The organism is Luteimonas huabeiensis HB2, assembly GCF_000559025.1.
GTDB classification, from domain to species: domain Bacteria; phylum Pseudomonadota; class Gammaproteobacteria; order Xanthomonadales; family Xanthomonadaceae; genus Luteimonas; species Luteimonas huabeiensis.
Genome location: NZ_JAAN01000045.1, coordinates 74,250 through 85,581, shown reverse-complemented (window position 1 = coordinate 85,581; position 11,332 = coordinate 74,250). Strand labels below are relative to the sequence as shown.

11 protein-coding genes are annotated in these 11,332 nt (G+C 74.0%); 3 read left to right on the top strand and 8 right to left on the bottom strand.

Features of this window, described 5'->3' with window-relative positions:
* Window positions 1–21: 21 nt before the first annotated feature.
* Entirely contained in the window at window positions 22–573 is a 552-nt protein-coding gene (locus Z164_RS0118075; RefSeq protein WP_024892083.1) for a DUF2058 domain-containing protein, read from the bottom strand.
* A gap of 92 nt (window positions 574–665) precedes the next feature.
* Window positions 666–1,376 (bottom strand): membrane protein YczE, encoded by a 711-nt coding sequence (gene yczE / locus Z164_RS0118070; RefSeq protein WP_024892082.1) that lies wholly within the window; start codon window positions 1,374–1,376, stop codon window positions 666–668.
* A gap of 61 nt (window positions 1,377–1,437) precedes the next feature.
* Here yczE and yczR point away from each other — a divergent pair, with 61 nt between their 5' ends.
* The gene (gene yczR / locus Z164_RS21560) at window positions 1,438–2,880 is read left to right on the top strand and encodes a MocR-like transcription factor YczR (protein ID WP_024892081.1); all 1,443 of its coding nucleotides are present in this window, start codon (window positions 1,438–1,440) and stop codon (window positions 2,878–2,880) included.
* A gap of 19 nt (window positions 2,881–2,899) precedes the next feature.
* Here the strand turns inward: yczR and Z164_RS0118060 are convergent, their stop codons facing one another.
* The 5 genes from Z164_RS0118060 to Z164_RS0118040 all read right to left on the bottom strand — a co-directional run bounded on the left by Z164_RS0118060 (window position 2,900) and on the right by Z164_RS0118040 (window position 8,247).
* Window positions 2,900–3,766, bottom strand: coding sequence for a hypothetical protein (locus Z164_RS0118060; RefSeq protein ID WP_024892080.1), 867 nt, complete (start codon window positions 3,764–3,766; stop codon window positions 2,900–2,902).
* 191 nt (window positions 3,767–3,957) lie between these two features.
* Window positions 3,958–4,389 (bottom strand): DUF3597 domain-containing protein, encoded by a 432-nt coding sequence (locus tag Z164_RS0118055; protein ID WP_024892079.1) that lies wholly within the window; start codon window positions 4,387–4,389, stop codon window positions 3,958–3,960.
* A gap of 122 nt (window positions 4,390–4,511) precedes the next feature.
* Window positions 4,512–6,284: a hypothetical protein gene (locus Z164_RS0118050; protein WP_024892078.1), complete on the bottom strand. Its 1,773-nt coding sequence runs from the start codon at window positions 6,282–6,284 to the stop codon at window positions 4,512–4,514.
* Between the two features lie 212 nt (window positions 6,285–6,496).
* The gene (locus Z164_RS0118045) at window positions 6,497–7,456 is read right to left on the bottom strand and encodes a DMT family transporter (protein WP_024892077.1); all 960 of its coding nucleotides are present in this window, start codon (window positions 7,454–7,456) and stop codon (window positions 6,497–6,499) included.
* A gap of 53 nt (window positions 7,457–7,509) precedes the next feature.
* A complete protein-coding gene (locus Z164_RS0118040; RefSeq protein ID WP_201769614.1) occupies window positions 7,510–8,247 on the bottom strand; it encodes a helix-turn-helix domain-containing protein in 738 nt (245 codons plus the stop codon).
* A gap of 104 nt (window positions 8,248–8,351) precedes the next feature.
* Here Z164_RS0118040 and Z164_RS0118035 point away from each other — a divergent pair, with 104 nt between their 5' ends.
* Both Z164_RS0118035 and Z164_RS0118030 read left to right on the top strand, forming a co-directional pair.
* Window positions 8,352–8,741 carry a barstar family protein gene (locus Z164_RS0118035; RefSeq protein ID WP_024892075.1) on the top strand — a complete coding sequence of 130 codons (390 nt, stop codon included), beginning with the start codon at window positions 8,352–8,354 and terminating at the stop codon, window positions 8,739–8,741.
* Between the two features lie 108 nt (window positions 8,742–8,849).
* On the top strand, window positions 8,850–9,869 hold the full coding sequence (locus Z164_RS0118030; RefSeq protein ID WP_024892074.1) for a PTS sugar transporter subunit IIC: 1,020 nt from the start codon (window positions 8,850–8,852) through the stop codon (window positions 9,867–9,869).
* 24 nt (window positions 9,870–9,893) lie between these two features.
* Here Z164_RS0118030 and dbpA read toward each other — a convergent pair whose 3' ends face one another.
* The gene (dbpA, locus tag Z164_RS0118025; protein WP_024892073.1) at window positions 9,894–11,276 is read right to left on the bottom strand and encodes an ATP-dependent RNA helicase DbpA; all 1,383 of its coding nucleotides are present in this window, start codon (window positions 11,274–11,276) and stop codon (window positions 9,894–9,896) included.
* Window positions 11,277–11,332: the final 56 nt, after the last annotated feature.

Genomic DNA, 11,332 nt, shown 5'->3' with positions numbered 1-11,332 from the left:
ACCAGCGCAGCCCCAGCCGCGTCACCACATCAGATCGTCCGGCACCTTGAACTGCGCGTAGTAGGCGTCGTCCTCGGAGGTCGATTCGGCCGGGGTATCCGTGGCCTGCCCGTGGTCGAGCAGGATCAGACTGGGGTCGCGCTCGCGGATCTGGTCCGCCGCGGCGCGCGGCAGCAGCGCATAGCCGTCGCCGAGGCGGGCGATGACCAGGGCGCCGGCGGCGAGCTGCTTGCGCTGGGCGTCGTCGACGAGCAGGCTGCGGATCGCGCCGTCGGCGGTGAAGCGGTATTCCAGTTCGCCGGTGTGCGGCACCTGCTTGTCGCGGACGATCTGCCGCGCCTGCGCCGCAAGCTCGGCGGTGCGCGCCTTTTCTTTCTGCGCCGCGGCCAGCGCGCGATCGCGCTCCGCCTTCTCCGCGCGTGCGCGCTCGGCCTCGCGCTGGATCTCCTGCGCCGCGGTCGGCGCCTTGTCCTGGCGCGCCTTGCGCTGCTCGCGCGCCACCTCGGCGACCTTGCTCTTCTTGACCAGTCCGGCCTTGAGCAACTGTTCCTGGAGCGGGTTGGGCTTGGCCATGCGTCGGGACCGTGTGGGGATGCCGGCGCCATGATACGGGCCGCGTGCGGGGCGGCCGGCGGATGTGCGCGCCCTCCCGGGCGCGCTCCGCGTCACGACGCGGGCGCGTCCGGCGGCGCCGCGGGGCAGGGCGCGTTCGCGCGGTCGCAGGGCGACGCCAGCGGCACCGTCAGCCGGCGCAGGAAGCGCTGGGTCAGGGGGCCGACGCCGAAGGCGAACACGAGGGTGCCCAGGCCGGCGGTGCCGCCGAGCAGGATGCCGGCTCCCAGGACGAAGACTTCGATGCCGGTGCGCACGCGGCGGATCGACCAGCCGGTGCGGCGGGCGAGGCCGGTCATCAGGCCGTCGCGCGGGCCAGGGCCGAGTTGCGCGCCGACGTACAGCGCGGTAGCGAAGGCGCAGACGACCACGCCGGCGAGCAGGTAGGCCCAGCGCAGCGCCAGGCCGTCGGGCGCGGGCAGCCACAGCAGGTGCAGGTCGGCGAAGGGGCCCAGCAGGAAGGTGTTGGCCAGCGTGCCCAGGCCCGGCATCTGCCGCAGCGGGATCCAGGCCAGCAGCACCGCCAGCGCGGTGGCGACCATCGCCATGCCGAACGAGCCGGGCAGGTGGCGGACCAGGCCGAGGTGGAACACGTCCCAGGGCGCGGCGCCGACAGCGGCCTGGATCATCAGCGCGATCGCCAGCCCGTAGAGCCACAGGCCGAGCAGCAGCCGGGCCAGGCGTTCGGGCAGGCGGCCGGCGCGCAACTGCGCGAGCGGGCCGAGGTTGGCAAGGGAGGGGGCGGGCGGTTCGGCGGCGGACATGGGGCCACGATGCGGCGAATTGGACCTTTCCGATAGCGCCAATCGTGGGATAGTGGACCGCATGCAGCGATCGCTCGCCCCCGAACGCCTGGCCGCGCTGGTCGGCCGGCTGGACCGCGCGCCGGCCTACCGCGGCCTGTGCCTGGCCTTGCAGGAGCTGATCGGCGATGGCCGCATCCCGATCGATACGCGCCTGCCCAGCGAGCGCGCGGTCGCGGGCGCGCTGGGCGTGTCGCGCAACACCGTGGCGCGTGCGTATGCCGAGCTGGTCGCGGCCGGTTTCGCCAGCGCGCGCCAGGGCGCGGGCACCTTCGCCACCGTGCCGATGGAGCGGCGGCGCGCGCACGATCGCGCGCTGGGCGCGGCGAAGGTCGCCGAGGGGGCGATCGACCTGACCTGCGCCGCGGGCGCGGCGACGCCGGGCACCGCGGCCGCGTATGCGCGCGCGGTGGCCGCGCTGCCGGCCTACCTGTCGGGCGACGGCTACCTGCCGTCCGGGCTGCCGGCGCTGCAGGCGCGCATCGCGGCGCTGTACGCGCGGCGCGGCCTGCCGACCCGCGCCGCCCAGATCGTGGTGACCTCCGGCGCGTTGTCGGCGCTGGCCATCGTTGCGCGCGCGCTATCGCGGCCGGGCGACCGCATCCTGGTGGACACGCCGGGCTACCCGAACGCGATGGCCGCGCTGACGCTCGGCGGCGCGCGGCTGGTCGGCGCGCCGATGGGCGATCCGCTCGGCGATGGCGGCTGGGATCTGGACGCCATCGAGGCCACGCTGCGCGAGGCCGCGCCGCGGCTGGCCTACGTGATCGCCGATTTCCACAACCCCACCGGCTTCCTGATGGACCAGGCGCAACGCGCGCGCTATGCCGCCGCGCTGGAGGCGGCGGGCACGCGGGCCGTCGTCGACGAGACGCTGCAGGCGACGCGGTTGTCGGAGGCGCCGATGCCGGCGCCGTTCGCGGCCTTCGCCGGCGAGGCGGTCACCGTCGGCAGCGCGTCGAAGCTGTGCTGGGGCGGCCTGCGGGTGGGCTGGATCCGCGCGCCGCTCGCGCTGGTGGAGCGCCTGGTCGCCGCGCGCGTGCAGCTGGACCTCGGCAGCTCGCTGTTCGACCAACTGGTGGTGGCGGAACTGCTCGATGCCGAGGCGGTGTTCGCGGCTCGCCGCGCGCAGGTGCGCCGGCAGCGCGACGCGCTGGCGCGGGCGCTGCGGGCGCGGTTGCCGGACTGGCGCTTCCGCCTGCCCGATGGGGGCCTGAGCCTGTGGGTGCGCTTGCCGCACGGCAGCGCGACGCAACTGGCGGCGAGCCTGGAGGGCGAGGGCGTGCACCTGGCGCCGGGGCCGGTGTTCGGCGCCGAGGGCGGCTTCGACCGCTGGCTGCGGATTCCCTATGCCAAGCCGGAGGCGCAGTTGGTGGACGCGGTGGAGCGGATGGCGCGCGTCTGGTCGGCGCTGCCGCGCGAGGGCCGGCGGCGGCCGGCGGCGGCGCGGCCGCTGATCGCCTGAGCCGCGCCGGGCCGGCCGCTCAGCGGTACGGCCCCGGGCCGCGCCAGACCACTTCGCCGCGGCGGTAGACGCGCTGCATGTTGATGACCTCGCGCGCGTCGCCGATGGCGGCCATCTGCGGGTCGTCCGGATCGAGCAGGCGGCAGGGGCCGGATTCGCGCCGCAGCGCGGTCTCCAGCGGGCAGACCATGTACTGGCGGGTGCCGGGCAGCGGCAGGAACAGTTCGGTCATGCCCTGCGCCTTCCAGGCGCGCAGCCGGGCTTCGCTGCGCTGGTCGTACAGGACCTGGTAGCCGCCCACTCCCAGGCTGGGGCCGGAGGAGGCCACGTCGCGGCCGCGCCCGCGGTCCACCGCGGGGTTGCGGGCCAGGCCCGCGTTCGTGGGCGCGGTCTCCTGCGGCAGCATGCCGGGCGGCTGGCCCCACACGTGCGCGGTTTGCCGGGTGGTCTGCGGCGGACTGGCCGCAGGCGCCTGGGAGGGCGGGGCCGCCTGCGCGGGTTCGGGCGGCGATGGCGGCGTCGCCGCCGGGCGCGGCGCGGGTTCCGGCAGGGCATCGTCGGCGCGCGCGACCGGCGTGGTCCGCAGGCGGGATATCGCCGGGGATTCGGCGGCCTCGGGCGCGGCGCGGGGGGCCGGCGGGCGCGGGCGGGGCGGGACCGGCGACGGGTGCGCGGGTTGCGGCGGCGCCACGCCAACGAAGTCCACGACCATCCGGCTGCCGGCCGCGGCCCCCTGCGGTGCGGTCACCACGACCTCCGGCGACGACATCAGCAGCAGCAGGAACAGCAGGTGCCACAACGCGCTCAGCAGCGCGGCGATCCACGGCTGCAGGCGTTCGATCGTGGGCTCGGCCCTGGGGTCCGGCCGGTGCGCGGGCGGGCTCATGCCGGCGCCGGGACGTCGGGAGTGCGGGCCTTCATGAGGGGGAAGGGACGTGCGGCGGGAGAGCGCGCATCGTAGCGCGGACGATGGCCGGATCGCGGCCGGCCGCGATCATGCCGCGAGCGCCCGGCCGCGCGGCCGGGCGCCGCAACGCCGGCGCCCCGGGCAGGGCCGGGGCGCGCGGGGTCGGGGGCTCAGTCCTTCAGCGCGTCCGGCACCTTGCCGCCGTTCTCGGCCAGCTTGCGCATCACCGCCTTGTGCAGGGCGATGTTCTGCTCGGCGCTACCGTGGGCGCCGGCGGCGACGCCGAGTTCGGCGGCCAGTTCCTTGCGCGCGTCGAGGCTGGAATCGAGATCCAGCAGCTTCAGCAGATCGACGATGGAATGGCGCCAGTCGCTCTTGCCGCCCTTCTCCGCGGCGAGCGCGGTCAGCACCGCCTCGACGTCCACCGGCTCGGCGGGCGCGGGCGCCGGCGCGGGCGCGGGGTTGCGCGCCGGCGGCGAGACCTTGGGATCGTGCTCGCTGCCGGTGAAGATGACGGGCTCGGGCGTCTTGGCCGCCGGCGCCTGCGCCGGTGCGGTCTTGCGGCCGAAGATGCGATCGGAAATCTTGGAGAACAGGCCCATGCGCGACACTCCTGAGGACGGGACGCCGGATTGTGCCAGCGGCTTCGTAACATCGTATTAAAGCGCCCGTCCGCCATCCCGCGCGGAGGATGGCGGGCCGGGCCTGCGGGCGCCGCGCGGCGTCAGGTCGTCAGCAGCTGCGAGGCCTCCTTGACGATCTCGGCGCGGATGCCCTTGTTGCCCTCGCCGTTCAGGCCGCGCAGCACCTGGTCCTCGACGAAGCGGTTGGCGTTGTCGCGGAACGTGGCCAGGTACTGGTCCTGGTACTCGTCGCGGGTCAGCTTGTCGATCATGGCGTCCTTGAACTTGCCGACGGTGTTGCCGTCGACCTGGCCGCCGATCTCGTCCACGACCTTGTCGAAGACGCCCTTGGCGCGGCTGTCCTCGCCGAACACCTGGGTGAACCCGTCCTTCAGGCCATCGGTCAGGACCCCGCCCGGCGAGGGCACCAGGCCGATGAAGAAGTTGAGCATGTTGGTCAGGTCGGCCTTGCGCGCGGCGTCGTCCTCGGCCTTGTCGGAGAAGCCGTTGAGCACGGCCTGCTCCACCGAGGCCACCATGTGGGTCAGCTGGTGCTCGTTCTGCAGCATGCGATCGTCGTTGCCGGCCTCGCGCGCGTCGAGGTAGTCCTTGGCCCAGCCGTCGGAGAGCTTGGTCAGCGAGTTGAGCACGTCCGGCGCGGCCTCGTTGGTCGGCGACAGCCCGGTCAGCCGGGTCAGGTTGGCCATCGTCATCACGTTGCGGGTGACGTTGTCGACGTTGCTGCCCTCGTGGATGCCGGACTCGCCCAGGCCGTTGAACTCGAAGATCTCACCGGCCTTCTTGCGCACCAGCTCGTTCAGCGCCTCCTGCCGCCCTTCCTTGGGGATGTTGCGGTCGTCGAAGAAGCCGTTGTCGCCCCAGGGGTCGTTCCTGGACTGGTCGAGGACCAGCTCCGCCATGTCGGCGGCGTGGCTGCGCGTGCCGCCGGCGTAGACGCTTTCCCGGTCGTTGGCCACCGCCCGGATCAGGATCTCCATCGGGTCGCGGTTGTAGCTGTCGGGCAGCTTGCTGTCCTCGCGGTCGAGCCAGGCGTTCTCGGTGGTGACCTTGCTGAAGCCCTCGCTGACGTCCTGGATGGCGCGCGCGCGCGTCTCGCTGTCCACGCCGTGCAGGATCCTGTTGACCACGGCGCCGTCCTTGCCGGCGCGGTCGGCGGCGTTGAGCAGCAGGCCCAGGTAGTCGGCGCGGTCGTTCTTGTCGGTCTTGCCGGCGCCGACCTTGCCTTCCTGCAACTGGTCGACGGTGAATTTCTCGATGAAGTCGGCGAAGTGCTTGCTGCGGCCGTCGCCCTCGCCCAGGCCATGCAGGAAGCGCTGGAACACCTCGCCCGAGGTGTTCTCGTTCTCGACCCGGCTCAGGCCGCGGCTGCTCTGGTACGCGGTGGCCTTGTTCACCACCTCGCCGCTGACCCCGTCCATCTCCAGGAAGCGCCAGGCGTTCTCGCTGTCCACCTCGCCGGCGTTGTAGCCGGCACCGAAGGCCTCCAGTACCTGCTGGCGCTGGTCCGCGGTGATCTTGCCGGCATCGACCAGCTTGTCCAGGCGCGCGCCCTGCAGCCAGGAATCGGACTTGGTCGCGCCCTTGTCGTTTTCGAGGATGGCGCCGATGAAGCGGCCGCGGTCCTCCACGCTGAGCCCGGGCAGGAAGTCGTTGGCCAGCGCGGTCAGGCGCTTGTCGTAGTCGTCCTTCTTGCCCTTGATGTCGCCGACCGAATGCAACTCCTTGGCCAGGTCCTGCAGCTCGGACTTGCTGGGCGAGGTGTCGTCGCTCGCCAGCGCGTCCAGGCTGGCTTGGGATTGCGCGATCCGCTTCAGGGATTCGACGAGCTTGAGGCTGTCCGGGGCGAGCGCCATGGCGAGGTCTCCTTGTGCGAGGGGCGGTGCACAAGCTTGCGGAAGCCGCCGGCGATCGACAGCTCGGGAAATCCCTAGGCGCGCGGCCTGCGTTGGGCCGGCAGACAGCGGCATCGCCGGCTCCGTGACAGCCGGCACGGACCGAGCGTGCGGCATGCCGGCGCTCGCCCATGCCGCGGCCTTCTCCGCGAAGCGGGCGGCTGCGCGCGCTTCTACGCGCCCGGCGGCGCGGGGATGACGCGCCGGGGGCGGTGCGCGGCCAGGCAGGTCGCCACGCCCAGCGCCACCAGCACGAAGGCGGCGAGCTCCAGCGCGGTCGGGCCGCGCCGCTCCCACAGCAGGCCGTAGAGCAGCGCGAACAGGGTCTCGAACAGGATCATCTGCCCGACCAGCGTCAGCGGCAGCAGCCGGCTCATGCGGTTCCACAGCGCGTTGCCCAGGATCGAGGCGAACAGGGCGACGCCGGCCGACACGCCGGCCAGCAGCGCCCAGGCCTGCCCGTCGTGCGGCTCGCGATGCAGCAGCAGCGCCACCGGCACCAGCAGCAGGGTCTGCGCGCAGGTGACCACGCCGGTGAGCAGGTTCCACTCGTGCATGGAGACGTCGCGCAGGCGCACCAGCCAGCGCCGGTTGCCCACCGCGTAGCAGGTCCACGAGGCCAGCGCGCCGGCGGCGCACAGCAGCCCGGCGAGCTGGCGGCCGGCGGAGCCTGAGGCCGGCGCCGCCAGCGCCTGCCAGCCGATGCACAGCGCGCCGGCAGCGCAGCAGGCGAGCGAGAGCCCCAGCCGGCGCAGCGGCAGCGCGCCCGCGTCGCGGCTGCCGACGAGGGTGACCGCGACCGGCAGGAAGCCGATGACCAGCGAGGTCATCGCGATGCCGCCCAGCTGCACGGCGCTGGCCAGCAGCACGTAGTAGAGGACGTTGCCGGTCAGCGCCAGCCAGGCCAGCGCGATCCACTCGCGCCGGCCCAGCTTCGGCCGCAGGGCGCGCCAGAGCGGGGCGATCAACAGCGCCGAGAACAGGCCGTAGAACAGGTAGCGGCCGATGGTCAGCTGCAGCGGCGCGAACTCGCGCACCAGCTCCGGGGCCAGGAACACCAGGCCCCACAGGGCGCCCGCGCCCATGCCGCAGGCGACGCCGAGGATCGTGTTGCGATGGCCGTGGTCGCTCATGCCGGCAGGGTAGGGCCGTGCCGGAGCCCCGTCTTGACCGGGACTCGCGCGTTCTAGTCGCGGGCTCCTGCCTGCCGGCGCCACGCGGCGGGCGTCATGCCGGTGGCCTGGCGCATCGCGCGGGTCAGCGCGCTCTGGTCGGCATAGCCGCAACGGTAGGCGACCTCGGCGATCGGCGCGGCGGTGTGGGCCAGCAGATGCCGCGCGCGCTCGAGCCGCCGCGCCGAGAGCCAGGCGCGGGGCGTGCTGCCCAGCTCGGCCTGGAAGATCGCGTGCAGGCGACTGGGACCGACGCCGACCGCGCGCGCCATCGCCTCCACGGTCCAGTCCTGCGCGAGCCGGCTCTCCACCGCGGCCAGCAGCGGCGCCAGCCGCGAGCGCGGCCGCGGCTCGTCGCCCAGCAGCGCGTCCACCAGCAGCGCCGTCCACAGCCGCAGGCGGTGCGCCGGCACCGGGCCGCGGGCGGCCAGCCGCGCCATGTAGTCGACCAGGCCGCCGGCCTCGGGCGCCAGCGGGATGTACGGGCGGCGCGCCAGCCGTTCCGCGGTGCGGTCGTCCAGATCGCCGGCGTGCAGGTCCAGGATGATCGAGCGGTTGGCGGCGCGGCTCACCTGGTCGTGGCGGGCGCCGGCCTCCACGTAGGCCGCGGTCGCGCGGTCGATGGTGGCCTCGCGCCCGGCGATGTCCATGGCCAGCGAGCCGGCGAGCGGCAGCACGATCTGCGCGAAGTCGTGGCGGTCCAGGGTGCTGTCCGCGCCGTAGGAGCGGATGGCGATGGGGCTGGTCGTCATCGAAGCGGCCATGGGCGGGGCCTGCGGGGAAGGGCGGGGCCATGCTAACGCGCCGGCCGCGGCGCGATGGCAGGATGGGCGCCCCGGCGCCAGCCCGTGTCCCCATGTCCCAGACGCTCGTTCTCGACGGCCGCCGCATCCACGATATCGCCTCGTTCTACGCCGAGGTGGAGCGCGTGCTCATGGCCGGCGTCGACTGGCCGCTGGGCCACAGCCTGGACGCCCTCGACGACCTGCTGTACGGCGGCTACGGCGCGCTGCAGGGCACGGCGCCGGTGACGCTGGTGTGGGCGGACTTCGAGCGGAACCGGCAGGCCCTGGGCGTGGAAGCGACGCGGCGCATGCTGGAAGACAAGCTGGCGCGGCCCGGGTACGACGTGGCGCGCATCCGCCGCGAGCTGGACGCGCTGGAGGCCGGCACCGGGCCGACCTTCTTCGACATCGTGCTGGAAATCCTCGCCTCGCACCCGAACATCGCGCTGGTCGCGCGCTGAGGGCGATCGCCGGACGCATCGGCCGCGCGTGCGCCGGCCGCCCGGTCCGCACGAGGCGACCGCCCCGGGGCCCTGGTAACGTAGCCGCCCCTCCCGCGTCCGGCGTCCATGTCGTTCAAGGCCTTCCTGCGCGCGCGCGACATCGAGTTCTCGCTGCGCCGCTACGGCATCGAGGCGCTCAACGCGATGACGCTGGGCCTGTTCGGCTCGCTGGTGATCGGGCTGATCCTCAAGACCGTGGGCGGCTGGACCGGGCAGGCCTGGCTGATCGATGCCGGCGCGATGGCGCAGCAGGCGATGGGGGCGGCGATCGGCGTGGCGGTCGCCTACGGGTTGAAGGGCCCGCCGATCGTGATCTTCGCCAGCGCCGCGACCGGGCTGCTGGGCGCGAAGCTCGGCGGCCCGGTCGGCTGCTTCGTCGCGGTCGCGGTGGGCACCGAGATCGGCAAGCTGGTCAGCCGCACGACGCCGATCGACATCATCGCCACGCCCGCCGCGGCGCTGGTCGCCGGCTTCGCCACCGCGCAGGCGCTGGCGCCGTTGATCGGCGGCGTGATGGCGGCGACCGGGCAGGCGATCGAGTGGGCGATGACGCTGCAGCCGCTGCTGATGAGCGTGCTGATCGCGGTGGCGATGGGCATGATCCTGACCGGCCCGACCTCCAGCGCGGCGCTGGCGATCTCGCTGGGGCTGGGCGGCCTGGCCGGCGGCGCGGCCACGGTGGGCTGCGCGGCGCAGATGGTCGGCTTCGCGGTCATGAGCTGGCGCGAGAACGGCGCCTCCGGGCTGCTCAGCCAGGGCCTGGGCACCAGCATGCTGCAACTGCCCAACATCGTGCGCAATCCGCGCATCTGGATTCCGCCGACGCTGGCCGGGGCGATCCTCGGCCCGGTCGCCACGCTGGGCTTCGGCATGCGCAACGTACCGACCGGCTCCGGCATGGGCACCAGCGGTTTCGTCGGCCAGGTCGGCACGCTGGCGGCGATGGGCGATGCGCCATCGGTGTGGCTGTCGATCGGGCTGCTGCACTTCCTGGCGCCGGCGCTGCTGACGCTGCTCATCGCGCTGCCGCTGCGGCGCTGGGGCTGGATCCGGCCGGGCGACCTGAAGGTGGACGCCAGGCTGTGAGGCGCTTCTTCGCCGCGGGCGCGGCTACAGCCGGGCGACCCGGAAGCGCCGTCCCTTGATCCTGCCCTCGCGCAGCCGCGCCAGCGCCTGCGCGGCCTGCGCGCGGGCGATGGCGACGTAGCTGCGGGTCGCGAACACGTCGATGCGGCCGATCGCGTCCTTGTGCAGGCCGGCCTCGCCGGTCAGCGCGCCGACGATGTCGCCTGGGCGCAGCTTGTCGCCGCGCCCGGCATCGATGCGCAGCGTGGCCATCGCCGGCGGCGGCACGTTCGCCGCCCTGCCCGACAACGGCGCCAGTTGCTCCCAGCGCAGCGGCCGGCCCAGGCGCGCCTCGATCGCGGCCGCGCGCGGCAGCTCGCGCGGCGCGACCAGGCTCAGCGCCAGGCCGGTGCGGCCCGCGCGCCCGGTGCGCCCGATCCGGTGCACGTAGGTGTCGGCATCGTGCGGCAGCGCGTAGTTGATCACCGCGGCCAGGTCCTCGACGTCGAGCCCGCGCGCGGCGACGTCGCTGGCCACCAGCACCGTGCAGCTGCGGTTGGCGAACTGCAGCAGCACCTCGTCGCGGTCGCGCTGCTCCATGTCGCCGTGCAGGGCCAGCGCGGCGAAGCCGTAGTGCGCCAGCGAGCCGGCCACCTCGGCCACGTCCGCGCGGGTGTTGCAGAACACCACCGCCGATTCGGGCCGGAAGCGCAGCAGCAGCGCGGCCAGCAGCGGCGCGCGCCGCGCCGGGTCGGCCTCGAAGAACCGCTGCTCGATCTCAGGCGCCCGCGTCTCGCCCTCGGCGCCGACCTCGACCGGCTTGCGCAGCATCGCCGCGCCCAGCGCGCGGATGTCGTCGGGGAAGGTGGCCGAGAACAGCAGCCCCTGCCGGGTCTCCGGGGTGCGCCCGACGATGTCGCGGATCGCCTCCTCGAAGCCCATGTCGAGCATGCGGTCGGCCTCGTCGAGCACCAGCGTGCGCACGTGCCGCAGGTGCAGCGCCTTCTTCTTCGCCAGCTCCTGGATGCGCCCTGGCGTGCCGACGACGACGTGCGGATCGTGGCTCAGCGAGGCCAGCTGCGGGCCCAGCGGGATGCCGCCGCACAGCACCGAGACCTTGAGGTTGGGGATGCCGACCGCCAGCCGGCGCAATTGCCGCGCCACCTGGTCGGCGAGCTCGCGCGTGGGGCACAGCACCAGCGCCTGCGTCTCGATGCGCATCGGGTCCAGCCGCTGCAGCAGGCCCAGGCCGAAGGCGGCGGTCTTGCCGCTGCCGGTCGGCGCCTGCGCGATCGCGTCGCGGCCCGCGAGGATCGCCGGCAGCGCCTGCGCCTGGATCGGCGTCATCGCCGTGTAGCCGAGCGCGGCCACGCCCTGCAGCAGGGCGGGCGACAGCGGGAGGGTGTCGAAGGCGGCGGGCTCGGTCATGCGCACATGATCGCAGGCCGGAGCGCGGGCAGGTGGAGGGCCGGCCATCGTGCGGG